Source organism: Planctomycetota bacterium (assembly GCA_021414025.1).
In the GTDB taxonomy this organism is placed as follows: domain Bacteria; phylum Planctomycetota; class Phycisphaerae; order Phycisphaerales; family SM1A02; genus SYAC01.
Window position 1 is genome coordinate 453,623 of the sequence record JAIOPG010000002.1, and the last position, 26,249, is coordinate 479,871.

The window sequence follows — 26,249 nt, forward strand, 5'->3', positions numbered from 1 at the left end:
GGTTCACGCCTTGAGATAGAGGTGCGCGGCGCGGTAGATCGGCCCGGCTCCCATCGTCACCACGACATCGCCGCCCCGCGCGATCTCGCGCAGCTTCTCGGCGCCCCGTTCAATCGTGCCCACACATTCCGCCGAGCCGCCGTGGTCGCGAATCCGTTTGGCGACATCCTCGCTCGAGACGAGCGACCGCTCGGATTCCGCGTCGCGCACGAAGTGAATGTCCGTCAGCAGCACATGATCCGCGGCGCCGAAGCAGGTGCCGAAGTCGTCCAGAAGCAGGCGGGTCCGGCTGTGCTGATGAGGCTGGAAAAGACAGATCAATTTCCGCGGTTTGGCGGCGTGGCGAAGGGCTTCCAGCGTCACGCGGACCTCGGTGGGATGGTGTCCATAGTCGTCAAAGACGCGCACGCTCGCAGTGCCGTCCATTCGCTCGCCCAGAAACTCAAGGCGCCGATCGACTCCGGCGAAGGAGGCCAGCGCCTGCTCAACGCTGCCGCGATCCGCGCCCAGCCGCAGCGCCATGATTCCGGCGGCGGCGCCATTGAGCGCGTTGTGGGCTCCAAGCAATTTTGGAATCCAGCGCAGCGTCTCCTTGCCCGAGCGCGTCACGCGAACCATCCCTTCGGCGGACCATTCAACGACGTGGTCAGCGGAGGCATGAAGGCCGAAGGTTTCACACTCGGCGCGAAGATCTTTGGCGATTCGCTCGCGGTGGGCGCCCTCGTGGGCGATCAGCAGATAGCCGTGATCGGCCGCGGCGGGAAGTCGCAGCGCAAAGACGCGGAACGACTCGATGATCTCCTCCAGCGACGCGTAGCAATCCAGGTGGTCCGCCTCCACGTTGTTGATGATGGCGGCGGTGGGATGCAGCTTGTGGAAGGAGCGGTCGAACTCGCAGGATTCCGTGACCAGAAATCCCAGCGAACCCGCGAAGGGGCCGGTCTTTTGCGTGGCTGCACCGGTGCGCATGCTTCCGCCCAGCGCCTTGCAGGTGGCGCCGGCGATGAATCCGGGATCGAATCCCGCCTGCAGGAGACACCAGGTCAGCAGGCAGGTCGTCGTGCTCTTGCCATGCGTCCCCGCGACACAGACCGCGGTGTGGCCGAGTTGCACCAGCCCCAGCGCCTCGGCATAGGTCCGCACCGGAATTCCTCTTTTCGCCGCCGCCACCAGTTGCGGATGGTCGGGCTTGGCGGCGGCGGTGGCGATGACCAGCTCAGTGTCCGCCGGGATATCCATCGCCGTGCCGATGGAGATGTCGAAGCCCTCCGAGCGCAGGGACTGGACCGCCGGACTCGCCTCGTGGTCGCTTCCTCTCACTTGTGCGCCGCGCCGTTTCAGCAGCCGTGCGAGTCCGCTGACGCCGGTGCCGCCGGCGCCGACGAGCCAGATCCTTCGCTCAGCGAGGGAGCGCTGACTTGAGAACCACGGCGTGACGGAATCGATGATCACGCTCCTCATCGTATGAACTTTCCCGGAGACTTCGTGCTCGAATTGGGTGGTTGGCGCCATGCCATCACCATCGGCCCGGCAGGGGCCGGCGGGTGAAAACCCCGCTCAATTTCATGGCGACCTTCCGGCCGCCTCGCGACCCATTCGCCGTACAATCGGCGGATGACGGAATCGGCCGCTCCCTTGCGGGCACAAGTGCTGCTGGTGGACGACGAGGTGGAGCACGCCCAGACCATGGCCGATGCGCTGAAGCGGCCCGGGCATGTCTGCACCATCGTGCACAACGCCGCCCAGGCGGACATCGAGCTTCGCAACGGCAATTTCGATGTCATCGTCACCGACCTGGTCATGGATACGCCCACCAGCGGGCTCGATGTGCTCAAGCTGGCCAAGACCCATCAGCCGGAGGCCGAGACGATCCTGGTCACCGCCCATGGGGACGTGCCGACCGCCAAGGCGGCCTTACAGGGCGGGGCCTATGACTTCATCGAGAAGCCGCTGGACGTGGTGGTCTTCCGCAACATCGTGCAGCGGGCCGCGGAAACCGTCCTGCTTCGTCACCAGAACTCCAGCCTGCGCGGCCAGGTCGACGCGGCCTATGGCTTCGAGGGCATCATCGGCGAATCGGCCGCCATCCGCCAGGTCATCGCCACCATCAAGCAGGTCGCGCCGAGCACGATCCCCGTGTTGATCACGGGCGAGAGCGGCACCGGCAAGGAGCTGGTGGCCAGCGCCATCCACAAGCACTCCAAGCGCAAGGATCGCCGCTTCGCCACCTTCAACGCCGCGGGCCAGAGCGAGACGCTTCTCGAGGACCAGCTCTTTGGCCATGTGCGCGGCGCCTTCACCGGCGCCGACCGCGATCGCGAGGGTGTCTTCGAGTACGCCGACAAGGGCACGCTCTTCCTCGACGAGATCGGCGACATGCCTTTATCGATGCAACCGAAATTGCTGCGCGTGCTGGAGACCGGCGAGCTGATCCGTCTCGGCGCCAACGAGCCGCGCAAGGCCGACGTGCGATTCATCAGCGCCACCAACCAGGACTTGAAGACGCGATCGACCGACGGGCGCTTCCGCCAGGACCTCTACTTCCGGCTCAAGGGAGTCGAGATCAACATCCCGGCGCTGCGCGAGCGCCGCGAGGATGTGCCCCGCCTTGTCACGCACGCCGTGGGCAAGTGGTGCGCCGACCTGGGCCGGCCGCGCGTCGGCGTCTCGCAACCCGCCATGATGCGTCTCACCGCCTACGACTGGCCGGGCAACGTGCGCGAGCTGCTCAACCTGGTGCACCGGATCGTGGTCACCTGCCGCAAGCCGGAGATCGACCTCGCGGACATTCCCGACGAGATCCGTTCCACCGACAGCGACAACGGGTCGCCGGTGGGCAGCCTGGCGGGCGTCGGCCTGGACAAGCTTGAAAAGGAGGCCATCCGCCAGACGCTGGCCCTGACCCAGGGCAATCGGGAGCAGACCGCGCAGATGCTGGGGATCGGCGAGCGCACGCTCTACCGCAAACTCAAGGAGTACGGGCTCCGGTAGCGCGGTGCGCTGCCCGAAGGCCCACTCCCATGCCGTGGATTCTCTGGAGGCACATGACGGCGGAGCTCCTTCGGGTGCTGCTTTTCACCACCACGGTGATCGTGGTGGTCATCGCCTTCGGCGCCGCGATCAAGCCGCTGGCCGACAGCTCGCTGGGCTCCGGCAGCGTCGTGAAGTACGTCTCGCTGGCGATGATCCCCATGCTGCAATTTGCGCTGCCCTTCTCCGCGGGGTTCGCCGCCACGCTGGTGATGCACCGCTTCACCGCTGACAACGAGCTGGTGGCGATGTCCTCCTGCGGCCTGCGCTACCGCACCATCTTCGCGCCGGTCATCGCGATCGGTCTCATTCTGCTGGTGCTCATGTTCGTGCTGCTGCACACCATCGTGCCGCGCTTCTGGGGTCGCATGCAGGACATGCTGGCGCAGGACGCCACCAGCGTCTTCCTCGCCGCGGTCGGGCGCGGTGAGGCGCTGGAGGTGGGCAACGTGTCCATTTATGCGGACACCGCCACCGTGGATCCGAATCCTCCCGACAGCGGGGCGGAGCAGCGGCTGCTGCTGCAGGGCGTGGCGGTCGTCCAGAAGAACGGCAATGGCGATCCCGAGAGCGAGTTCACCAGCGAGTTCGCCACCGTCGACGTGCACCATGGGCGCGAGGGAGTCATCATGAAACTCGCCATGTCCAACGGCTCGGGGTTCAACGCCGCCGAGGGCACCGTGGTTTTCGTTCCCACGGCGCAGCCGCAGGCAGTCCAGCTGGGCCGCGCCCTCGAGGCCGACGCGAAGAGCATGACCTACTTCGAATTGCAGGATGTGCGAAGCCACCTGCCCGACCACATCGAAGTGCAGGCTGATCGCCAGGCGGTTCAGTTGTCGATCCTTCGCGCCGAGGTGTGGAAATGCGTGGCCCAGGTCCTCAAGACTTCCGGGTCCGTCGAGCTGGTCGAGGAGGGGGGCCGCCGCTCCTACAAGGTCGAGGGCGGGTCCATCGAAGGCGATGTGATCAAGCCGAAAAACGCCGGTGGAACCGTGCGCGTCGTCGAGCTGGACCGGGCCCGGCCGATTCGCGAGGCCGTGTGCTCGCAAGTGGTCATGCCCTTCGACCCCGAGGATCTCACGGCAGGGCGTGTGGACCTGATTGCCACCGCGCCCAAGGCGAAGGACCTGCTTCGCTCCGACGGGCTGACCTCGCGCTGGCCGGCGCGGATCCGGGGCCTCAGCGCCGCGCCCTGCTCCACCGCGAACATCAGCAAGCTTGAGTTCAACGAGCTGGCCCCGCGGGTCGAAGAGCTCTCCCGGCCCGAGTCGATCCTTCCCAAGGAGGTCCAGGCCTCGGCGGCCACCGCGATGACCCGCCTGCTGCGCACAATGAACACCGTCGACATCGACGCCTTCTCCCACCTCTGTCAGCGCGCGGCGCTGGCCTGGTCCGCGCCGCTGATCGTCCTGCTGGGGGCTTCGCTCGCGGTGTGGAAGCGAGAGAGCCTCCCGCTGACCATGTACCTGATCGCCTTCGTCCCCGGCATCCTCAACATCGTCATGATCGCCGGCGGCCAGCAGGTCATCCGGGCGGACAACGTCCTCTGGGGCGTCATGGTGTCGTGGACCGGCAACGCGATCCTGCTGCTCTGCTCCATCTACGCGCTGCGAAAGTTGGCGCGGAACTGACCCATGAAGATCATCGACCGCTACGTCGCCGTCCGCTTCCTCGTGAACTTCGCCCTGCTCGGTGCGGCCCTCTACGTCTTCGGCGTCAGCGTGGACGTGGTGATCCAGGCATCGCGGTTCCTGGACGCCGCGGATGCCGCAGTCGCGGCGGGGCGGTGGAGCTCGCGCGTGGTCGCCTTTGTGATGATGGTGCTGGATTTCCACGGGCCGCGCATCTTCCAATTCTTCCAGTTCATGCTCGGCTTCGTTTCGATCGGCGCCATGGGATTCGCCGTCTCCCAGATGCAACGCAACCGGGAGCTCACGGCGCTGATGGCCTCGGGCGTCAAGCTGCGGCGGCTGGCCTACGTGCTGCTGATCGCAGCGGCGGCGCTTCAGGGCTTGCAGTTCATCAACCAGGAGCTGATCCTTCCCAATCTCGCGGCGCGGCTGGTGCGCGACCACAGCGGATTGAAGTACGACACCGTCAGCCACTTTCCAATTCCGCTGACGCGCGACGGGCGCGGCACGCTGATCCAGGCGGGCAGCTTCGATCCGGCGCTCAACGTCGCGACCGGGCTGGTGGCCCTGGAGCGCGACGACAAGGGCAACGCAATCCGCCGCGTCAGCGCCGTCAGCGCGACCTGGAACGTCGAAAGCAAGAAATGGATCCTGAAGAACGGATCCGCCGTCCGCCCCCTGAAGCCCGGGGATTCCGCCCAGCAGCAGGCGGCCTTTTCGACCCCCGTGGACGAGTTGGACTCCGACCTCAGCCCTGAGCTGATCCTCAGCCGGCGCTTCCGCCTCTACGGTCCCATGCTCTCCACGCGCCAGGTGTTCGAGCTCATGAGCCGTGGCGGCGACAACCGCAATCAGGGGGTGCGCCTCCTGGCGGCGCGATTCATGGGCCCGATCGCCAACCTGCTCGTGCTCGCCGCGACCATTCCCTTCTTCCTGCGCCGCGAGCCCTGCAACCTGCTCATCCAGAGCGTGCGCGCCGCGGCCTTCTCGATCCCCGCGATGATCACCGCCGCCGCCATGCTCCTGGTGCCGACCGAGGGTCTGAGCATTCCGGTGGCGGCCGCGATTCCATTCGCGCTGCTGCTGCCCTTCGCGGCCTACCGGCTTACCGAGCTGCGTTCCTGACGCGGTTCCAACCCTCCTGCAGGGAGTCGTCGAAAATCACGGCGTTGCGCTGCGCCTGCCGAAGCTGCTTGGCGAGGTTCTCCATCAGGATGCGCTCCTGGCCCCGGCGGACCGCCCGCTCGGCCGCCGGTCGATCCTGGGCTGAATGGCTCGAGTCGCCGGGAATCTCCTCCTCACAGCGGACGAGCACGTAGCTGTTGTCGATCATCACCGGCGAGCTCACGCCGCCCTTGGGCAGCGACCAGAGCGTTTGCCGGAAAGAGCTCGGCCAGGTTGGATCGAGCCGGCTCACCGGCGCCACCAGTCCGCCCCGCGCGGCCGATCGGTCGGTGCTGAGGGCGGCGGCCACCTCCCCGAAGGGCTCACCCGCGTCGAGGCGCGTTCGAGCTTTCGCGCAGGATTCCAGATCCGGCAGGGCCATCACGCGGCATTGGCGCTTGGGGCCATGCGCCGAGTCAAGCAGTGCTTCCATGGCCTCCGGGGTGACCTTGACATCCTCCTGCACCAGCAGCCGCATCGCGGCGTTGCGCTTCAGCAGAGATTTCCAGCGCTTTTCCCCGAGGCCCTGGGCGGCGCGCAATTCGGACAGCAACACCTGGGCGCGGGCGGGATCCTCCGAGAGCGAGGCGACCAGATCGCGCTCTTCATCGTCCAGCAGCGCCTGGGTGAGGGCCATTTTGCGCGACGCCAGCATTCGATCGAGTTGGCGCTCCAGGAAGAGCTCCTCAAGGATCGAGGCGCCGGCCCGCTCGGCAAGCAGCGGTCTGAGTTCATCCCAGTTCACCGCGGTGCCATCCCACATCGCGGGCGGGCGCGACACGGCCGTGGATGCCGAAGCGCCTGGCGATGGCAGCCCCTCGGCGGGCGCACGGGTCGGCGCAGGCGCGGTCGTCGGAGTTGCGGCCGCCGGGTGCTCAGTCACGCTTCCACATCCCGTCAGGATCGTCGTCATGACCATCGCCAGGAAGGTCGATGGATCGTGCCGGAATCCTTGACGCCATCCGATCCGGATGTGGATCCGGAAATTTTCCAATCGGGTCATGGCGATGTGCCGTTGCATGGGTGTTACGCTGGAGTTCAATGTACAGCGTCCTCCTGATCATCTGCATTGGAACCCCATCGGGTGCATCGATGGAGGATCGCTTTGCGCAAGGCGCCGGGAAAACTCCGGTGCAATCCATGCAAAGCGACGCTCCCGCCTCGAAGGATTTCTCCAGCAAGCCCGCGGGCTCGCCGGCGACCGGCGCCGCGAACCCGGCGCCAACTCAGGGCAATGCCTCGCCCTTTCAATCCCAGCCCGCGGGGCAGACGCCAGCGCACATTTCGCCGAATCCCACTCCGTCCAATCCACCTGCGCCTGCCGATGCCATGGTGCCGCTGCCGCCGGTTTCACCGCTCCTGTCCAGCTTGATGCGAGCGCGGAATGCATCCATCTCCCTCGCCGATCGGCAGGCAGCATTGACGGATGCCATGAATGAAATCTCCAAGCTGCCCGCCGCGGATCAGGCTCGCTACGCCGAACTTGCGGGCGCCGCTCGGCAGCGCCTCGTGGTCGAGTCCTTTCTGTCGAACTCAGGGCAGGCCCAGGGTGCTGTGCCCGCGCAGTCCAAGTAGAACTCGGCCGCCCTTCAACTTCGCCAGCCGCGGCAAGGCATTCGACAACTCAGTCATCTGATCCAGGTCGATGTTCGGCGAAAGCCAACCGCTGCGCTTCCAACGCTCGAGCATCGGAAGGTCGATGACGATCGCGTCAAAATCCTTCGAAAGCATTGCGGCGGTATCGGAAGCCGTAAGGCCGCGGCACGCTTCGATGGGATTCCGGTCCCAGACCGTCGACCACGTCAGGTTTGCGCCTGGCCGGATCCAGAATGGTGTGCTCCATCCCACGCTGAGCACCCGCCACTCCGGATGCAGATGGTTGATCACCACTTCGGTCGTGAGATGGTTTTGTGCGTCTTCACGGATGGCCCGATCCGACGAGTGAAGATCCCGCCAATCCTCGTCGCCGGTGAAGTAGGCATTTTGCCCTATGAAATAAGCGGCTCCCGGGGTGTCGGTCGTCAGCCACCACAGTGGAAGGCAGGCCCAGGCGAACAAAAAGAGTTTCAGTGGAATCCGCGCCCGAGGCGCTCCCGTCATTCCCGCGGCGGTCAGGCCGAAGGCGAGCGCGAGGGGAACCGCCAGCGGAATCAGGAACCGGCTTTGCAGGTGGGTTCCAAACAACCAACCCAGAACAATGAGCAGGCAGACTCCCGAAATGGTCGTGGCGATCCCCCGCGTTGAGGATCGATAGGCAAGCCCGGCCATCGACGCCGCACCAATCCAGGGCAGCGGCCCCCAGAACCACTTCCAGGGTTCACCGTCGATGGGGGGATCGCCCAGTCCGAAAGTGAAGAGTTGATTCCAGAGGGCGTGCAGTCGAGCGAGCAGGTGAGCGCCGCTCGCATGCGCCTGGTTCCATCGTTGTGCCTGTTCGCTGTTCCACCAACCGGACCCCAGCAGTTCGGTGAGGAACGGAAAGAAGGGCGTCCCGGCGACGAGTCCGTTGCGCAGCATCCACGGAGCGAGGCACGCCAGCAGCGCGCTGATGGCGCAGGCCAGGGCTTTCCAATCGACGCTCTTCCGGCTTCGCAGGAGAATGGCCCAGGCAAGGACCGCGGGCAGCACAAGAATCACCGAGCTCGCCTTGCTTCCCACAAGCATGGCCACGAGCACGCCGATCATGAGCCCGCTTCGGGTCGATGAAATCGATCGCCCCGCGAGAAGATGCAAGAGCGTGGCAAAGGACAGCAGGATTCCCGACTCCGTGTAGGCGAGCGATCCGGTGACGATCATCCAGGGCGTTCCCACCAAGGCGCACGCGGTTGCGACCCTCGCCGCATCCTCGCTCAGCCTCCATTGTCGGGCGGCCATCGCGGCCAGATCCGCGAGCACCAGAGCCGCCACGACCAGCAGGCTTGCGTGGAGCAGTTGGCAAGCCACGGCGGCGTCGCGAGGATCGCCACCCAGGCACATCACATGAAGAAAGGCACCTTCGATGAAGTTGGGCATGCCCGAATACGCGAGATGGTCCAGCGGACGGATCGCGCCGATCGCAAGCCATTCCTTTGGCGCCTGCAGGTGGTACTCCAAGGCGTCGTATCCGCCAAACTCCGAGCTCCACATCACGCCCGGCGAAATGCTGGCTGCGATCAGGAGCGCGACAGCGGCCGGCAGCGCCGGCCACCACCATCCCAGTGAGGTGTTCGGCGCGTGATTGCGGGCCGACGCGCCGCGAAGGTGGAAGTGAATCGCCAGGATCCATCCCGGAACTAGTGCTCCGATCGACGCCGCTCCATGAAGCAACCCGAGCGATCCAAGCCATTGATCAAGGGCGACTTGCAGGGCAAGGCCGAAAGCCAAGCCGATGACCGGCGCCGAAGGTCTTTCACCTTCCCTCAGACCAACGGCCAGTGCTCCAAGTCCATACGCCGAAAGCAGCCAGAGCGCCGTCTTCCAGCCGCTGAGCAGCCACACGCTCCACAAATCCATTCCCCCAATTCCGCCGCAGAGCCACTGCGTCAGCGCGGTGGCCGCCACCGCGACGGCGGCCCCGCCGATCGCCATTTTGGTCCATTGCGACTGTCCCATGGCGGGCATTGTCCCCTCCTATCGGTCAATTGCCGAGTTCTCTCATGCTCTGAAGCCTCTTGAGCCGATTCCATGCGGCGGTCATGGATGACCGGGCATGCCCGATTTGGTTTCGGGCACTGGGTGGCGGCGACAGGAGGTCGTATGCAAGTTGAAACAACACGCTTTGGCACCGTCGAAGTCGATGACTCGCGGCTTCTTCATTTTCCGGCCGGACTCCTTGGCTTTGGCCGGGTCCATCAATTCGCGCTGCTGCAACCCGACGATCGCGGCGTCTTCTTCTGGTTGCAAAGCGTGGAAAGCCCCGATGTGGCGTTTGTCGTCACCGATCCGCGGCTCTGGTCCTCGGAGTATGCGGTGACCATGCGCCGTGAGCAGAGCGAGGAGATCGGGCTGCGCGGGGAGGCGACGCCGGAGCTTCTCGTGATCGTGAACCGCCGCGAAAGCGGGATCACCGCCAACATGCAGGGGCCGCTGGTCATCAATCCCGCCAACCGAACCGGAATCCAAATCGTGCTCACCGACCGCCGCTGGACCACGCGGCATGAACTTGTGTCCGTGGCGCCCGCGGCTCGCGCCGTGTCCGCCTGAACGCGCCGACAAGCTTTGATCCTCCCTTCATGACGTCCACTTCCTGAATGCTCGTCCTCTCCCGTCAAATCGATGAACGCATTGTCATCGGCGATGACATCGAGGTCGTCGTCGTCGACATTCGCGGCGACAAGGTCCGGCTGGGCATCGTGGCCCCGACCTCGATCTCGGTCCATCGCAAGGAGGTGTACGAGGCCATCCGCAAGGAGAATGAGCAGGCTTCCACCCTGCGCGGGGATGTGCCCATGATTCATGCTCCCAGCCACTCGCGCGAGGGCATCAAGCGGCTGGCCCACGGCCCCACACCGGACATCAAGAAGTTCAGGCGCGAAAGCGCCTGAGTTGGTCCTGGGCCGCGGCGCAAAAAGAAAAGAAGCCCGGCGTCGCCGGGCTTTTTGAAGCCTCAACAATTTGGTTGCTGGTCAGGCGGCCCGGGCCTTGGCGCTCAAGTGTTTCTTCGCCATCTCCACCAGCACATCAAAGGTGGCGGGATCCTGAATGGCCAGCTCGCTGAGCATCTTGCGGTTCAGAAGGCAGCCGGCGCGCTGGAGGCCGCCGACGAACAAGCTGTAGCGGTAGTCGCGCATGCGGCAGGCGGCGGTCAGACGAGCGATCCAGAGCGACCGCATGTCGCGTCGGCGCAGGCGGCGGTGGGTCCAGGCGTTGCGCCCCGCCCGCATGAGGGCGACTTTGGCCTGCTGCTTGTGGCGGCTCTTGGTTCCGTAGTAGCCTCGTGCCTCGCGAAGAACGCGTCGGCGGGCCTGGGTTCGAGCTGCTCCTTTACGTGCGCGTGGCATGAATCAATCCTTCCCGCCGGTCGCGGCCGGGCGTTTGGCGGTACGCAGTTTCCGTCCCAAAATTTTGGACATGGCGATCAGATCCGTCGCGCCGAGGTAGCGCGACTTGCGATAACTCTGCACGGTGGTGCCTCTTTTATTGCTCTTCAAGTGGCGGGAATTCGGCGAATGAAACCGGACCTTGCCCGTGCCGGTCACCTTGATCCGCTTCAATAGTCCTTTGTGGCCTTTTTGCTTTTGCATGGGAGTTCGCCGCTTTCCTTGAGGGGTCGAAGAGTGTAACGAAATCGCCAATTGGGTCAAGCGCAAGGAACCTGAAATTGGAAACGATTCAAAATGTAGGGGATTCGCCCCTATTTGGCACGCCCGGGCTGTGGCGTGAGAAGCAGTGTGCATCGGTCCTCGTCCATTGGCCGCGACGTGGCCGGCTCGCGGGGATCCGCAGGCCCGTGCCCATCGAATCGAATCTCGCTCTCTATTGGGCTAGGAAGATGTCGTCGCCGCTGGTTGCATGCGGAGCGAAAGGAAGCGAATCGGCATCCTTCACGCCGTCGGGCAGGAAGATGTTGTCGCCATTGACCTCGGGCGTCACCAACCACAGGATCGAGACATCCGCGAACAGGACATTCTGGCCGCGCTGCTGATGGTTCATCGAGGAGAGCGAGGCGTTCGGCGCGGCGTCCGCAGTCCGCCCGGCGCGGCGCATCTGGATCACGGGATTGGCATCCGCCACGATGGGGGTTCGCCCCATCGTCTGCAGGCGGAAGGGCCGGTCCGCGCTCGGCACGCGGAAAGCGAATGAGCCGCACACCGATCCGGATGCGCAGGCCGGGCAGTGGCAGGAATCGTGCTTCGCGTAGCCGTTGCGCTCGAGCACCAGCAAGTGGCCGCTGTGCTCGTAATTGCTCCAGTCCATGCGCGAGGCGGCAGGGGACTCGAACAATCCGCCCAGGCTCGCGGTCGCCGGAAGATTGCCCCGGTGATCCACGGCGTAGGCGGCGAGGCTGGCGCCGACGGTGCGCAGGTTGTTGGCGCAGTTCTGCTCGAGGGCGGACGAGCGAATCCGCTGTGCGATCGGCCAGGTGACGCCGGTGGCGATCAGCACCACGGCGGCCACGGCGCCGAAATCAGCCCATTGTGTCCGCTTGCCCCAGCCTGGAGTGTGGATCTGCATGTGGTCCTGCATTGCCCGTTCCTCGCGGGCGATGCGCGCCATGGTGGCATCGACGAGAAGCGGATCGGGCTCCGAGACGGGATAGACCTCGAGTTTTCGAAGCAGGAACAACGCCGCGGCTTGCCGCCGGGCCTCCGGAGAATCGTCGTCCGAGCGATGGGACTCAGGGGCGTCCACCAGTCCAGCCTCAAGCAGAGCGTCGACGGCCCGCTGATCTTCGGGCGAGAGATGGTTGTCTTCGTAACGCTTTCGGTTCATGAGTGGCTCTCTCGGGTTTCATGGGTGGCGCGCGCCCAACGATCGGCGAAGTGGGCGACGGCGGAATGCAGCCGGCTCTTGACCGTGCCGAGGGGAATGCCCAGCGTCTCGGAAATGTGCTGGTAGCTGAAGCGCTGAAAGTACGCCATCAGCAGGATCTCGCGGTGCAACTCGGGGAGGGAATCCACGACCTGCTTCACCTGCCGGGATTCCTCCTGGCGAGTGATCGACGCTCCGGGCAGGGGATCTGCGGAGGAGACGACATCGAGCAACGTGAATTCGTTCTCGCCATGGCCCATCGGCTTGTCCAGGCTGATGGTGGCGCGGCGCCGATGGTGCCGGTACCAGTCGCGCGCCTTGTTCGAGGCGATGGTGTAGAGCCACGGCCGCAGCCTGCGTGTCACGTCAAAACTCGCGGCTGAGAGATGAATCTGAAGGAAGGTTTCCTGGAACACATCGTCCGCCGCAGCCGACGATCCAAGGAATCGCTGGAGATAGCGGTGCAATTCCGAACGGTAGCGCGACACCAGGGTTGGAAAAGCCGCTTGATCGCCGGCTTGGTGGGCGATCATCAGAGATTCATCCGTAGGTTCTTCGCCCTCAAGCTCCACACGCGAGATCGTACAATCGTTGGCCACGGGAAGACTTCCGTGAAAGGCAGCAAAGGGATGCAGGGAATCGTGCGGAATGGCGGTCACGTCTCTTGCTACGATGACCCGTGTTGCGCAGTTTGCAAGGATTGGTCAAAAAAAGAGGAGTCTTGAAGAATTATGGGTGTGCCGATCAGCCAGATGTGGACAGTGGCAAGTTACGTGGTCAAGCAAAGGCTCCAGGGAAAGACGCGGTATCCGCTGGTTTTGATGCTCGAGCCGTTGTTCCGGTGCAACCTCGCCTGCGCCGGATGCGGCAAGATCCAGTACCCGGCTCACGTCCTAAAACGGCAGCTCACGGTCAAGGAATGCGTCGACGCGGTCGACGAATGCGGCACACCGATGGTCAGCATTCCCGGGGGGGAGCCGCTCCTCCATCCCGACATCAAGGAGATTGTCGAGGCCCTCGTCGCGCGAAAAAAGTACATCTACCTTTGCACCAACGCCCTTCTGTTGAAGGAAAAACTCGAGGCGGGGACCTTCCGTCCCAGCAAGTACCTGACCTTCAGCGTCCACATGGACGGGCAGGAGGAGAACCACGATTTCGCCGTGTGCCGCGAAGGCACATACAAGAAAGCCGTCGATGGGATTCGCCTCGCGGTGCGCATGGGTTTCCGCGTCACCACCAACACGACGCTCTTCGAAGGCTCGGATCCGAATTCGGTGCGCGCCTTCTTTGATGAGATGATGGACCTGGGCGTCGAAGGCATGATGATCAGCCCCGGGTACGCCTACGACAAGGCGCCCGACCAGTCCAGCTTCCTGAAGCGCCAGGAGACCAATGAACTCTTCCAGATGATTCTCTCAAATCGCAAAAAGGGATGGAAGTTCAATCAGAGTCCATTGTTCCTGGAGTTCCTCATGGGCAAGCGCACCTATGAGTGCACGCCCTGGGGCATGCCCGCCTACAACGTGTTCGGATGGCAGAAACCCTGCTATCTGCTGCAGGAGGGCTACGCCGACACCTTTGAGGAGTTGATCGACGAGACCGACTGGGCGAACTACGGACATCAGAGCGGCAACGCCAAGTGCGCCAATTGCATGGTGCACAGCGGATATGAGGCAAGCGCTGTGGATCACACCTTCTCGGGATTCCGGGGCATCTGGGGAAATGTCAAGGCGATTCTTTTCAATCGCTACGCCAATCCGGGTGCCGCCAACCGCCTTGAAATCGAGAAGTCGAAGCCGCACGGTCCGATGAAGCATCTGGTGCAGCTTGGATTTGCGCAGGACATCCATCGCGGCGCGGCCTGACGCGAGGTGGTGGGCGGACCCCCCGCGGTCAAATGTCCTTGAAGGATCGCGGTTCAACTTCTTGACGCGAGGTGTGTCGCTCGGCATCGGCGTTCTTCACGTGGTCGATGAATTGCTTCACTTTGGTGAAGTCCTTCACGCCGCGGGTTCCTTCCACACCGCTGCTGACATCGACGGCCCACGGGCGGACCCGGTGAATGGCTTCCTGGATATTTTCAGGAGCAAGTCCGCCGGCAAGGATGAGCGGCAAGTCGCGGGTCCAGGCCGGACTCGGGCGGGTCCAATTCCAATCCCGTCCGGCGCCGGCGTCTGGAGCATCGACCAGCAGGGCGGAGATTCGCGGGCTTGGGCACGTGGTCATGCGGTTGACCGCTTCGAGCGCGCAACCCAGGATTCGTTTCCGGTCCATGCCGCCCCCGGACTCGTAGACCTGAATCGATCCCGTCCACGTCGCCAGGTCGGCGTCGGAGAGATCGCTCCAGCTGCGCAGGACGAGCACAGCCGCAAGGTCCTTGGGCAGTTGGTCGGCGATGGTGCAGGCTTGCTCGAAATCGATGTGCCTCGGCGAGTTCGCGGTCACCACAAATCCAACGGCGTCCGCCCCCAATTCGGCGGCGCGCAGGGCGTCCTCCACGGTTCGCAGACCGCAAATTTTCACCAAGGTTTTGACTTTGCCGTTTCGGTTTGGCATCCAAATAGACTACGATGTTCCATCCTGAGAAAGACCCATGAGCATTGCCACACCATCCACACCGATCTTCGACAAAGGACTGGGAAACACCGTCGCTGCCGAAACGCAGATGTCCTTCATCGACGGCGGCCGCGGCATCCTTGAATACGTGGGCATCGACATCGATGCCCTCGCACGCAACAGCACCTTCGAGGAGACCGTGTTTCTGCTCTGGAACCGTCGCCTTCCCACCCGGGCCGAATTGACCGCATTCGGCGAGCAACTGCGTGCGGAGTACGCCCTGCCCGGGACGCTCATTCAGCTGATCGAAGCGATGCCGCGGGAAGCCGCGCCGATGCATGTACTTCGCACCATGGTCAGCGCGCTCTCCCTGTTCGACTCGGAGGTGGACGACGACAGCGCGGAGGCCAACACCCGCAAGGCCGTTCGCCTGCTGGCCAGGACGCCGGCCATCATCGCGGGCTTCGATCGTCACCGCAAAGGCAAGCCCATCGTCGCGGCCGATTCGTCGCTCACGATGGCGGAGAACTTCCTCTACATGCTCAATGGCACGAAGTCCACCGCGGCCATGGCCAAGGCACTGGATGTCTGCTTGATTCTGCACGCGGACCACGGACTGAATGCCAGTACTTTTGCGGCGAGGGTCACGATCTCAACTCTCAGCGACCTCTATTCCGCGATCGTGACCGCCATCGGCACCCTCAAGGGACCCCTCCATGGCGGCGCCAACGAGGAAGTCATGATCATGCTCAATGAAATCGGCACGATTGACCGGGTCGACGCCTACATCGCGGACAAACTTCGCAACCGCGACCGGATCATGGGGTTCGGGCACCGCGTCTACAAGGCGATCGATCCGCGGGCAACCTATCTGAAGACGTTCGCCAGGCAGGTTGCGGCCGACACCGGCAATCTCAATCTGTACGAGATGAGCCATCGCATCGAGGAGATCATGGCCCGGGAAGTGGCCGCGAAGGGCATCTATCCCAATGTGGATTTCTATTCGGCGACGACCTATCACTCCATCGGCATCGATCTCGATCTCTTCACCTGCATGTTCGCCATGAGCCGCATCGCCGGGTGGGCGGGGCATTGCATCGAACAACTCGACGGCAACCGATTGATCCGTCCCAACGCCGCCTATGTGGGGCCGCATCAGCAGCCTTACATCGCCATGAACGACCGCTGAAATCTGCCCCAAGGCACCGGCGTTTCGAATCGACCATCACACCGAGATGACCTCACCCTCCCTGAGGGGCGAGATCGTCGTCGACCGTGGGTCGAAGTCGTCGGTCATGTGCATCAGGCGCATCTTGCTGCGAATTTTCTCGGGCAGCGAATTGAGCAACTCGATCGGTGTGTGAGTCGGCGGGGGGCTGGTTTCGTGGATGATCAGATTGGCGTCCTTCACCAGCCATTCGATCAGGGAGGGGTCGAACGGCGTGTCCGAGCTCCAGGCAATGACTTTCCCCTCCGCCCGGAACTTGAGGGAACTCGTCGGAATGGGATGCTGTGTGCCGCGGCAGGTGACTTCCATTCCACCGATGATGCTCTCGCGGTCGGGATTCAGGTAATGAATTTTAAAGTAGTCAGAGAGTTTGGCGGCGCCGGACTGGTCCATCGCGGGAGCGAGCCGCTCCCACAGCCGATCGGCCACCGGGCGCCACAGGTGAAGTCTGGGAAGCGGGGAGCCGGTTTCCCGGTGATGGAGCCAGCGGAGGAATCCCAGGCTCTCGAGACCGTTGCAATGGTCGCCGTGCAGGTGCGTCACGATGAGGTCGGTGATGGCCAGCTGATCAATCTTCCAGCCCGAGAGTTTCTCGGCGTGCCGCAGCGCCATCGGCAGCGAATCGGGGCAGTCGACCATGACCTGACCCGTCGGGCCCTTGATGATCGCGGAACAACCGAAGCGTTCCGCCGAAAATGCGTTGCCGGTGCCGATCATGAGCAATTGCATTTTGAAATCCTAACAAATCACGATGGCCATGCTTTCCACGCTATTCTTTGCCCCCATGGCGAAGGGCTATGCATGTTTGATAGCGGGCATCTGCTTGCTCGCGACAACCCGCGCATGGGCTCAAAACGTCAATGCCATCGCCAACAACATTCAGCGCCAACTGGACTCGGAGGATGCCCAGTACCGGCAGGGCTATTTTCGTGAAACCCCGATTTCGGAGCGATTGCTTTTGGACGCCGGCGGGACGTTTCGCTACGCCTACAACATGATCCAGAATTCGCAAAGTCAGAGCCAATATCTGACCACGCCGGATCTTCGGCTGTTTCTCCGCGCAGAGCTCGATGGAACGTTCCGTTTTTTCGGACGATTGCGGTTCCTGTACAACATGTGGGACGCCAACGGAGCCCGCGATCTTCGGCCCGATTCGGTGGAACAGGGATGGCAGGATCCCATTGGTGAAATCTATTGGGCCGAGTTCGACATGGCCGGACTGGCTCGCTCCCAAAGCGGGAACGTGAATGAGGATTTCAATCTCATCGTCAAGGGCGGCCGCAACTACATCATCTGGGGTCAGGGCCTCGTTCTTTCAAACTACATGTACGCCTTGAAGGCGGAGATGACGATCGGCGATCTTGGCTTGGAGGGGATGGCGGCCTTGACGGCCAACGGCCAAGACACGGTTGATTGGGATACTTCACGGCCGGGCTACGACTCCGACACGGCGCGTCTGTACTCCGGCTTGAAAATTGACTGGAACGGCATCCCGGGACACAAGCCCTATCTCTTCGGCATTTGGCAGACGGACAACAATGGAGGACAGACCAATGTCCTTGGCACACCGGCCTTCCCAATTCCCACGACCTTCGACTACAACAGCGGCTATGTCGGTGGCGGAAGCACCGGGAGCATTGGGCCCGATCTGGTCTACCGCACGGAAGTGGCGTGGGAGTTCGGATCGACCCTGACCGACTCGCTGGATCCGACCAGTCCGACGCTGGCTCGGCCGCAGTTCGAGACGCCGATCAGCGCCTTCGCAGGGCTGGCGGGCCTCACCTACCTCATGCGTGACCAAGGCGACACACGCTTCGATCTATCGGTGCTTGCCGGAAGCGGAGATCCGAACCGATTGGACAGTGCCACAACCTTTGGCGGCATCGCCCCCGGAAACACGGATCATTCCTTCAATTCACTCGGCTATGTCAACACCGGATTCACCCTGGCGCCCGATCCCGCCAATTTGCTTTGTCCTTCCGCGGGACTGAGCACCAACTTGCTTCCTTCGGTTTCCTGGGCACGGGATTTGCGATTGGGATTGACGGGGTATCTCTTCATGAAAATCGACAATCAGGCGCCCATCAACATCCTCACCCGGCCGGGGGGTTCCAATCTGATTGGCGGCGAGATCGACACCACGCTTGATTGGCGCTTGACCAGCGACATCAATTTCAACATTCGCTATGGCATCTTCATGCCCAACACCACCGTGTTCTTTGACAACCAAAGCGCCATTCGCCAGTTTTTCTATGTGGGGGTGACCTTTGCATTTTAAAGCGCTGGCCTGGATCGCTACCGTGTTGCTGCTCTGCGCATGTCAACCCTACCTCCTGAAGTCGTCTGCCGTCGACCAGTTCCCCGGCTCTCAGCAGGAGATCGAATTTCTCGATGTCCTGGAGGACATGCCTGCGGTCACCAACAACGACGCGCTGCATAGTTTCCTCATTCTTCAGGATGGCACCGACGCCTCGAAGGACTATCAGGATCGCGTGGCGGAAGGCATACGCAGGAAGTGGCTTTCCGAATCCTTCAAGGGCCAGGCGAATCAAGCAGCCAATGTGGGATGGTTGGCGGGCGCGGGATGTCGAATCATGAAGGTTCGCGGGGGTCTCACCATGATGATCTTTGGCCCGATCGACCGCTACGCGGTGAAGGAGCTCATCTATATGGAGATCCTTCCATTGCGGACGGACAACCAGTCGCTGAGCGGGCTTGAATTCATCGACTACGTCAACCGGCTTGAGCGCATCGCCGGGAGAGCCGTTCCGAAGAAGGGGGAACTCGAACTTGACCAGAAGGCCGGCCAGACGTCGGTCACCCCCGGCAATGAGGCGGCGATCCAGGAGGGATCGCTTCCGGCTTCCGGGCCTCTCGAAGCCCCAAACAAACCAACCACAGGGTCCGATACAGGAACGGTACCCGATCCCTTCCCAGAACCAGTCAATTCCACGGCTCCAAAGCCGCCTCAAAGCAAGACTTAAGGACAAAAATAGATTTTTACCATTTTCATTATCTGACTTGCATTTGGTTTTTTTGATTCGATAATTCAGCGTCGGAATTGAGTATGATGCGGCGAACTGTAGTTTCTAAGAAGTTCGTTCGGATTCAAAAATTGGAAACTGGTGCAAAAATGCGACAAAAAATGAAAATCAATCCTGCTGGCGGAACTCTTTCTGTGGCGATGGCGCTCTGGATTGCGGTGGCGGTTCCGTTTGCCTGGGCCGATGACATGACCAAGCCGGTTGCGCTCGTCCAAGATGACGTGAAGACCGACGCGGTTGCGTTGCAGGCGATTTTCATGGATGTAACGGGCAAGGTTCGTTGGCGCGCTTCGGAAACTGCTCCTTGGACTGATGCCAAGGTGAATGACATTCTGGATGCCGGCGCCGAGATTCGAACCGGTTTGAAGAGTCAGGCCACCATGCGGGTTGGAAAAAACGCGACCATTCTTGTCGATTCGGGGACCACTTGCAAATTGCCGGTCATGGTGCAGGACGGACAGACGCTGCGCACGCTGGCATCGGTGAAGAGCGGCCGCGCGGACTTCAAGGTCGACCATGTTGGTTTTGCGAACGATTTCAAGGTGGTGACCCCGCAGACCACCCTGTCGGTTCGTGGAACGGGATTCAGCGTTTCCAGCGGCCCGCTCAAGGGCGTGGACATTTCAGGCGCGCGCACCAACACCATGAATGCCGTCGAGGTGAAGTACGTCGCCGCGAATCTTCCCTACTTTGTCTCCGGCCAAGGCAAGACTTCTTCGGAGAATGGCAAGCGTGATCCGGTCCAGAACGCCTGGGTGAGCACGGTCGGTCCGCCCGCCATCGCGGGAACCATGGTGAGCCAATCCGATGTTCAGCAGCAGGTGGCCCAGGGATCGGCCGGAGTCAATCCGAGCTCGAACACCCAGCAGATCCAGCAGACGCAGGCGGGCGAGGCGAGCGAGGATGCCATTGACACGGCGATCGTCCTGTCTTCCGTCAATGGCGGCGGCGGCGAATCCAGCAACGTCTATCTGCGTTTCCAGAACGATGCCCGCGACACCAAGGACCATACCGGCGAGACGCTGCAGAAGAACCTGCAAAATGAGGCTCTCAGCAACGCGCAACTCGCGTCCTTCAACCAGAACTTCGCGACGTACGAGAATGGCCAGTGGGAAAGTTCGTTGACCAACCTGCACACCCTGTGGGATGGACAGGCCAGCGGCGGATTCACTCCAGGCGGATCCGGCGGCGTCAATCTGCAATTGATGAACATGCAGAGCATGGCCGCAAGCGACTTGCTCCAGTCAAGCACCAACTTGGAAGCAATGAGCTTCGACTCGAGCCACTACTTCGTCAATGAAATCGGCGATTCTTCGAATCAGTCGAATCTCACCAATGTCGCCTTCCAGGACGGCGCGCTGTTGAACGGATCGGGAGAAAGTCTCCTCACCTTGCAGCAGCGGTGGCGCGAAGACGGCGCTCTGCTTCAACAGGCCGGTGGCTTGAATGCGGGCGTCCAGACGGCGTTCGGACAGGTCAGCGCTTCCTACGCGAAGTTGCTCAATGCCGAGCAGGCCTTGAACGGACTCGGCGCCAGCGGCGCCGTGGCCCAGGGGTACGCGGCTTCGCTGAACTCCGATCTCAACCGCATGAACAAATTCCTTGCGGACCTGAAGGCCCTCGTCGGCAAGTCGACGAGCACCCAGTCCCAGGACGCCATCGCCGGTGTTTCGTCGCTGGCTTCGGTGGCCGCTGGAAACGTCGCCAACGGTTTGATGGCGACCAAGAATGCGCTGGACAACTACAAGAACGCCAGTTCCCGTGGAACGCAGGCCATGTTCCTGGCCGAGGCCGCGCGCTACCGCGACGCGGTGGCGATCAGCATCCAGTCGATCGCTTATCTCACGCAGGCCAGCGAGTCGGGCGGCGCGGAAGGCATCGCCGTGCTGGCCGCCAAGATGCAGAACAATTTCAACGATGCCAACGGGCAGTTCTCCTACAAGAGTTTCCAGGACTACGCCCAGACCCATGTTGACCATGTGGGACTCCAGTCCGGCCAGATCCAGAACCTTGCCGGCTTGGCGCAGCAATCCGCGAACGACGCCGAGAACGAACTGGCCACCGGGAGCGCCAATTACATGGCCATCAACGCTCAGCTCGCCACCATGCTGACGCAGGTGAATTTGATGGAAAGCAAGAACGGCGTCGCCGATGCCCAGGGCAACTTCGCGGTTGGAACGCTTGGAAACTTCCAGGCCCAGAGCGTCACGGACATGAACAGCTCGAACGCCTTCAAGGCGTCGTTTGATCAGTTGTTCGCCGACGGGGCCTCGCAGAGCGGGCTCAACCACGACCTGAGCCAGCTCCAGATTCTGAACGACCTCTACCAGGGATCCAACTCGATTCCAAACCAGGCGGAAGACGTGTACAGCCAGATCGCGGGGCACTACGACAACGTGCTGACCGCAAACGCCAGCATCAACGGGTTGACCGCCAACTACAACAGCAAGCTTCAGGACGCAGAGTCCAAGTCCGCGCAATCCCAGCAGTCGTACCTGCAGAATTTCGCGGATTCGAAAGCCGGCGCCACCCGCTATCTGAACGATTTCAAGACCATCGTTGGCGCCAACAACACGGAGATCGCGAAGAACGCCTTGGCGGCCGTCACGCAGCTTGTTGACGAGCACAACACCTACGTCGACAACGCCGCAGCAGCCGTGGCCGGAGCGATCAACGCCTCCCAGCACGCCCGATCACGCGGTGACATGGTGTACTACAACGCCGTGGCTCAGCGGATGGAGAAGGCCGCTTCCATCCAGATGGCGGCGGACGCCTCGCGGTTGTCCATCCTGACCAATGGAAGCGTGATTCGCGAGAACTACAACCAGGCGAACAGCGACTATCACTCGCTCGACAGCGGCAAGTCCACGGACGCGATGCCGGGCGGCGGAGCCTCGGGTGGATCGGGTGCCGGCGGCAGCGGATCGACCAGCGGCTCATCCAACGGCGCGAACTGACGGCTCCTTGAATTGCACCTCTGGAAACAGGGGCTCGCGGTTCGCATGTGTCGCGGTTGAAAAGCGGCTATAACTTTGATGTGAAGCGATTTCGCGCCTTTGCCATTCTCGTGGGGGCTGCCGCGACCGCGTTGGTGTTCCTCTTGAACGCGTCCGGTCTCTTTCGCTGGCTCGAAGACGGGACAATCGATCTTCGTTTTCGCTATGGACGTTGGCAGCCGGAGAAACTGGGTGACCAGTTGGCCCTGGTGGCCATCGACGATGCCAGCCTGGACACCATCGGTCGTTGGCCCTGGCAGCGAGCCTGGCTTGCCCAGGCGGCGGAAGAAATTTCGCGGGCGGGTGCCAAGACCATGGCGTTCGACATTCTGTTCATCGAACCGGAGGAGGGCACCACGGGTGATGAGGCTTTGGCGGCAGCCATGGCCAGAACCCCGACCGTTTTCGCGATGAGCGTGCGCGAGGACAAAGTGCTCGATCCCATGTGGGAAACCCCCGCGGGAGAGGTCCAGCTCGCGGCGCTCGCCAAAGCCGTCTCCCTGGGGATCGACCACGACATGAAGGTCGTCATCGAGGAGGCAGGTCTGAAGGAACCCTACAGGTCCAAGGTGCTCGAGCGGCCCGCGGCCTTCAAGGGCCTGGCGGCCTGGCTCACGCTTGAGCAATTGCGCAAAGAGGGCAAGCTGCCCGGTTCGTTCGAAGAGTTCGTGGCCAAGATGCTGGGCGGGGGCGAACGCGCCGCGCGGATGGGGGATTTCGGCGAGCGCAAGCTCCTGGAGCGCGTCTGGCTGCGCGGCGAGAGCTGGCGGGCAATCCAGGGGAAAATTCTGAGTGATGCCGCCTCCAAGGGAACTCCCCTCGACTTGCCGCCCATTCCAATGATTTCCAAGGTCGGCAGTGCCGCGGGCGTGGTCAACGCCGAGCCCGATCCCTTCGACGGGAAATTGCGCAGGGTCGCCCCGTTCTTTCCGACCGATTACGGTCGAGCCCCGCAGTTTGGATTGATCGCGGGACTGGTCTTTCAGGGCAGGACGGTTCAGGACGCCAAAGTGGAGGAGCAGGTGCTCCGCATCGGCTCATCGACCATTCCCCTTCGAAGCGGAAAAGTGCTCCTGGATTGGCCGACCCAACTGCTTTCCGGCTACGGCAACACCGACGGGCGGAACGCCACCGTCAGCATCGGCCGACTGATCGAGCAGTTCCGCGCCCGGCAAAAAATCGCAGAGCAGGACGCCCGCCTGCAGGGATTGGGGGGGGACATTGCGACGGGATTGCTGGGTCAGACCGCGGAGTGGTTCGCGGCCGCATCCAAGGACGGCCGGTTGAGGAACGAGATCCAGGATCTCTGGAAGAACGACTACGCCGAGCACGCTGCGGATGCCGATTTGCCGCCCGATCAAAAGCAGGCCGTCGCCTCGCTGCAGGAATGGATGGCCCTGGACAAGGCCGTGGGCGACGGTCGCGCGATGCTTGTGGCCGGGGATCTTCAACTCCGCGACGCGCTGGGCGGGAAGCTTGTATTCATCGGGTTCACGGCGACCGGCGTGATGGCGGACATGATCAACACCATATTCGGGGCGCGCACGCCGGGCATCTTCGGCCACATCGTCATGGCGGACATGGTGCTCAACGGGCGCTCGCTCGAATTCGCCCCGGCTTGGGTCGCGCCCATCGCCATCCTGCTGCTTGGCCTGGTCTCCACGCTGACCGCGGCCCGTTTCGGCGCCGGCGTCGGAGCGGTGGTCGTGTTCCTGGTTCTGTCGACGTACATCGTGCTGCCGGGCGTGGTCGGATTCGACCGGTGGGAATGGATTTGCCCGCTCGCCGCCCCGGTGGCCAGCGGATTTGGCGGATGGATCGCCACCACGGTCGCGGTGGCGGTCATCACCCAGCGGGAAAAGCAGCGCGTCACACGGCAGTTCCGCGCCCGCGTCTCGCCGCAGCTGGTGGACATGCTGGCGAAAAATCCGGACGCACTCTCCATGAGCGGCGTCGAGCGCGAGTCCACCATCCTTTTCGGTGACCTGGCCGGGTTCACGACCATCAGCGAGACTCTGGGCGGGCCTGCGGTGGTGCACACGCTCAATCTGTACATGGGAGCGATGACCAAGGAACTGACGGCTCGTCGCGCCTATGTGAACAAGTTTCTCGGAGACGGCATTCTGGCGTTCTGGAGCGCGTTTGCGGAGGAGCCGGAGCAGGGAAGGCTCGCGGTGGAGGCGGCGCTGGCGTGCCAGAAGGTCGTCAAGGAGATCGGCCAGCAGCCGGATCGCCAAGGGCTGCCGACGATTTCGCTTCGACTTGGGATGGCCACCGGCAAGGTGGTCATCGGCGATTGCGGGGCGCCTCCCGATCTGAACGACTACACCATGATCGGGGACTCGGCGAATCTGGCCGCCCGCCTCGAAAGCGCCAACAAGCAATTCGGCAGCGCCATCCTGATCGACGGAAGGACCGCAGAGCTGGCCAAGGAATCCGGTCTGGCCCTGCTGTCCCTAGGCAAGGTCGTCGTGGTGGGGCAGAGCGTTCCCATCCAGCTCTACGAAGTGTGCCTCGAGGAACATCCGGAGGAGCGCATGGCGCAAACCGAGGCCATGGTCAAATTGTTCGGCGAGGGGAAATTCGAGGAATGCCGCAAGAGCCTGGCCGACATTGAGAAGAGCATTCCCGGATCCAAGAAGCTGGTGCACGCCTTCCTCGATGCGATCGACAATCCCGAGGATCTCCGGGACGGCGTGCTGCGCTTGCGGGCCAAGTAAGCCGCGTCTGGACGCGCGGACTCCGTGATGGACCAACGCTACTTCGCGATGCGTTTCAGTACGATCGCCGTGCGGTCATCCGCAGCGGGCGCCGCAGAGGTCCAGTCCATGAGCGATTCGTTGATCAACTGCAGGATTTCCTCGGGCGTGCGGTCGCGGTGCTTGCGGACAAGGTCCTCCACGGGCTTCTGCTGGTATTGCTCGCCGTTGGGGCCTTCGGACTCGTAGTAGCCGTCGGTCAGGGCGATCAGGATGTCGCCCACATGCATGGTGATGACCGTGGTTTCTGAGCTCGTGTCGTCGATCATCACGCCCAGCGGTGCGTTGTCGGTGGGCAGGGTGATGAAGTCATCCTCGCGCCTCCGGTAGTGAATGATGGGGCCCTGGCCCGCGGCGTAGCTTTCCACCACGCCGTTGTGAAGCGAGATGCGGGCGTACCAGGCCGTGACGAACCGACCCATGGGCAGGTCCTGGCACAATTGGCGGTTGGCCTCCTCGGCGATGCGCCGGACGCCCTGCTTCAGGCGGAGCCCGATGCGGAGCATGCCTCGCACCTGCATGGCCGACAGAGCGGATCCGATGCCGTGGCCGGTGGCGTCCGCGACGAGCAGCACAACCTCGTCGGGTGATTCACTGGGCTCCACGATCGTCTTTTGGACGAGGGGAATGACGTCGAACGCATCGCCTCCGCATTGCTCGGCGGGAATGCCCGAAGCGGCGACCTGCCAATCCTTCATGGGCGGCAGCGCGCTGGGGAATGAACTTTGTTGAATGGAGCGGGCGGCCTGCAAATCCCGCTCCATGCGCTCGCGGGCGACACGGTCTTCCATGAGGCGGCCGCGGCGGATGGCCACCGCCGCCTGGGCGGAAAGTCCCAGCGCGATTTCCTGGTCCTGCTCCGTGAACGAGCCATGCCGGCTGTTGAGGACCTGGGCCACCCCGACGAGTCCGCCTTCGTGATCGATCAGTGGAATGGCGAGAATGTTGCGCGTACGGAACCCGGTGACCTTGTCGATCTCCTGGTTGAAGCGGGGGTCCTTGTAGGCATCGGGAATGTGAACGAGTTTCAGTTCCTGCGCGGCGGCCCCGGCGATGCCGCGGTTGGCCGGAATCCGGATGATGCCGGGGCCCGCCTGGTCGATGCCGTGAGCGACCTGGGTGAAGAGTTGGTTGTTTTTGGGGTCGTACTCAAAGACGGTGGCGCGCTCGGCGTTGAGAAGGTCCCGCAGGGCGTCGATCACCGTCGAGAGCACATCGGCCAGCTCGCTGGTTCCCGCCAGACGCCGCGAAACCAGCAGCAACTTGGCGATGACCTCCAGGGAGACATTGCGAAGTTCATGTTGCTCGATGGGGTCGATGGGGGTCTGCATGAGGAATCACAGAAAGGTCGGGTCAGCCATACCAGAAGCGAGGGCGGTGATCGGGTCGGG

Annotated in this window: 22 protein-coding genes; 12 read left to right on the forward strand and 10 right to left on the reverse strand. The window is 62.9% G+C overall.

What is annotated here, in order from left to right:
- Window positions 1-3: 3 nt before the first annotated feature.
- Complete coding sequence (gene murC / locus K8R92_02675) at window positions 4-1,452, reverse strand: UDP-N-acetylmuramate--L-alanine ligase (GenBank protein ID MCE9618795.1); 1,449 nt, start codon at window positions 1,450-1,452, stop codon at window positions 4-6.
- Window positions 1,453-1,614: 162 nt separating this feature from the next.
- On the opposite strand from murC, the gene K8R92_02680 reads away from it, so the two are divergent.
- From K8R92_02680 to K8R92_02690, 3 genes are read left to right on the forward strand one after another with little or no spacing between them, the layout of a single operon-like run.
- Window positions 1,615-2,991 carry a sigma-54 dependent transcriptional regulator gene (locus K8R92_02680; GenBank protein ID MCE9618796.1) on the forward strand — a complete coding sequence of 459 codons (1,377 nt, stop codon included), beginning with the start codon at window positions 1,615-1,617 and terminating at the stop codon, window positions 2,989-2,991.
- 29 nt (window positions 2,992-3,020) lie between these two features.
- On the forward strand, window positions 3,021-4,661 hold the full coding sequence (locus tag K8R92_02685; protein ID MCE9618797.1) for an LptF/LptG family permease: 1,641 nt from the start codon (window positions 3,021-3,023) through the stop codon (window positions 4,659-4,661).
- 3 nt (window positions 4,662-4,664) lie between these two features.
- Window positions 4,665-5,786, forward strand: a complete 1,122-nt coding sequence (locus tag K8R92_02690; GenBank protein ID MCE9618798.1) for an LptF/LptG family permease — start codon at window positions 4,665-4,667, stop codon at window positions 5,784-5,786.
- Here the strand turns inward: K8R92_02690 and K8R92_02695 are convergent.
- Window positions 5,767-6,846 carry a peptidylprolyl isomerase gene (locus K8R92_02695; protein ID MCE9618799.1) on the reverse strand — a complete coding sequence of 360 codons (1,080 nt, stop codon included), beginning with the start codon at window positions 6,844-6,846 and terminating at the stop codon, window positions 5,767-5,769. The genes K8R92_02690 and K8R92_02695 overlap by 20 nt on opposite strands.
- A 20-nt stretch (window positions 6,847-6,866) precedes the next feature.
- On the opposite strand from K8R92_02695, the gene K8R92_02700 reads away from it, so the two are divergent.
- The gene (locus K8R92_02700) at window positions 6,867-7,400 is read left to right on the forward strand and encodes a hypothetical protein (GenBank protein ID MCE9618800.1); all 534 of its coding nucleotides are present in this window, start codon (window positions 6,867-6,869) and stop codon (window positions 7,398-7,400) included.
- Here K8R92_02700 and K8R92_02705 read toward each other — a convergent pair.
- Complete coding sequence (locus K8R92_02705; GenBank protein MCE9618801.1) at window positions 7,359-9,425, reverse strand: hypothetical protein; 2,067 nt, start codon at window positions 9,423-9,425, stop codon at window positions 7,359-7,361. The two genes, K8R92_02700 and K8R92_02705, sit on opposite strands and share 42 nt — an antisense overlap.
- 135 nt (window positions 9,426-9,560) lie before the next feature.
- Between K8R92_02705 and K8R92_02710 the strand changes: the two genes are divergently transcribed.
- Entirely contained in the window at window positions 9,561-10,007 is a 447-nt protein-coding gene (locus K8R92_02710; protein ID MCE9618802.1) for a flagellar assembly protein FliW, read from the forward strand.
- 47 nt (window positions 10,008-10,054) lie between these two features.
- A complete protein-coding gene (csrA, locus tag K8R92_02715) occupies window positions 10,055-10,348 on the forward strand; it encodes a carbon storage regulator CsrA (protein MCE9618803.1) in 294 nt (97 codons plus the stop codon).
- Window positions 10,349-10,429: 81 nt separating this feature from the next.
- Here the strand turns inward: csrA and rplT are convergent, their stop codons facing one another.
- The 4 genes from rplT to K8R92_02735 all read right to left on the reverse strand — a co-directional run bounded on the left by rplT (window position 10,430) and on the right by K8R92_02735 (window position 12,874).
- On the reverse strand, window positions 10,430-10,804 hold the full coding sequence (gene rplT, locus K8R92_02720; protein ID MCE9618804.1) for a 50S ribosomal protein L20: 375 nt from the start codon (window positions 10,802-10,804) through the stop codon (window positions 10,430-10,432).
- Between the two features lie 3 nt (window positions 10,805-10,807).
- Window positions 10,808-11,047: a 50S ribosomal protein L35 gene (locus K8R92_02725; GenBank protein ID MCE9618805.1), complete on the reverse strand. Its 240-nt coding sequence runs from the start codon at window positions 11,045-11,047 to the stop codon at window positions 10,808-10,810.
- Window positions 11,048-11,279: 232 nt separating this feature from the next.
- Window positions 11,280-12,236 carry a hypothetical protein gene (locus K8R92_02730; protein ID MCE9618806.1) on the reverse strand — a complete coding sequence of 319 codons (957 nt, stop codon included), beginning with the start codon at window positions 12,234-12,236 and terminating at the stop codon, window positions 11,280-11,282.
- Window positions 12,233-12,874 carry an RNA polymerase sigma factor gene (locus tag K8R92_02735; protein ID MCE9618807.1) on the reverse strand — a complete coding sequence of 214 codons (642 nt, stop codon included), beginning with the start codon at window positions 12,872-12,874 and terminating at the stop codon, window positions 12,233-12,235. The genes K8R92_02730 and K8R92_02735 overlap by 4 nt, the downstream gene beginning before the upstream one ends.
- A gap of 132 nt (window positions 12,875-13,006) precedes the next feature.
- On the opposite strand from K8R92_02735, the gene hpnH reads away from it, so the two are divergent.
- Complete coding sequence (hpnH, locus tag K8R92_02740; protein ID MCE9618808.1) at window positions 13,007-14,140, forward strand: adenosyl-hopene transferase HpnH; 1,134 nt, start codon at window positions 13,007-13,009, stop codon at window positions 14,138-14,140.
- Window positions 14,141-14,168: 28 nt separating this feature from the next.
- Here hpnH and K8R92_02745 read toward each other — a convergent pair whose 3' ends face one another.
- Window positions 14,169-14,831: a phosphoribosylanthranilate isomerase gene (locus K8R92_02745; GenBank protein ID MCE9618809.1), complete on the reverse strand. Its 663-nt coding sequence runs from the start codon at window positions 14,829-14,831 to the stop codon at window positions 14,169-14,171.
- 37 nt (window positions 14,832-14,868) lie between these two features.
- Between K8R92_02745 and K8R92_02750 the strand changes: the two genes are divergently transcribed.
- Complete coding sequence (locus K8R92_02750) at window positions 14,869-16,020, forward strand: citrate synthase (protein MCE9618810.1); 1,152 nt, start codon at window positions 14,869-14,871, stop codon at window positions 16,018-16,020.
- Window positions 16,021-16,056: 36 nt separating this feature from the next.
- On the opposite strand, the gene K8R92_02755 is transcribed toward K8R92_02750, so the two are convergent.
- Window positions 16,057-16,788, reverse strand: a complete 732-nt coding sequence (locus K8R92_02755) for an MBL fold metallo-hydrolase (GenBank protein MCE9618811.1) — start codon at window positions 16,786-16,788, stop codon at window positions 16,057-16,059.
- 55 nt (window positions 16,789-16,843) lie between these two features.
- Between K8R92_02755 and K8R92_02760 the strand changes: the two genes are divergently transcribed.
- The 4 genes from K8R92_02760 (at window position 16,844) to K8R92_02775 (ending at window position 24,819) form a co-directional block, all read left to right on the forward strand.
- Window positions 16,844-18,337 (forward strand): alginate export family protein, encoded by a 1,494-nt coding sequence (locus K8R92_02760; GenBank protein ID MCE9618812.1) that lies wholly within the window; start codon window positions 16,844-16,846, stop codon window positions 18,335-18,337.
- Between the two features lie 22 nt (window positions 18,338-18,359).
- Complete coding sequence (locus K8R92_02765) at window positions 18,360-19,043, forward strand: hypothetical protein (protein MCE9618813.1); 684 nt, start codon at window positions 18,360-18,362, stop codon at window positions 19,041-19,043.
- A gap of 161 nt (window positions 19,044-19,204) precedes the next feature.
- Window positions 19,205-22,060: a FecR family protein gene (locus K8R92_02770; protein MCE9618814.1), complete on the forward strand. Its 2,856-nt coding sequence runs from the start codon at window positions 19,205-19,207 to the stop codon at window positions 22,058-22,060.
- Window positions 22,061-22,203: 143 nt separating this feature from the next.
- Window positions 22,204-24,819 carry an adenylate/guanylate cyclase domain-containing protein gene (locus K8R92_02775; protein ID MCE9618815.1) on the forward strand — a complete coding sequence of 872 codons (2,616 nt, stop codon included), beginning with the start codon at window positions 22,204-22,206 and terminating at the stop codon, window positions 24,817-24,819.
- 38 nt (window positions 24,820-24,857) lie between these two features.
- Here the strand turns inward: K8R92_02775 and K8R92_02780 are convergent, their stop codons facing one another.
- A complete protein-coding gene (locus tag K8R92_02780) occupies window positions 24,858-26,189 on the reverse strand; it encodes a SpoIIE family protein phosphatase (GenBank protein ID MCE9618816.1) in 1,332 nt (443 codons plus the stop codon).
- Between the last annotated feature and the right edge of the window lie 60 nt (window positions 26,190-26,249).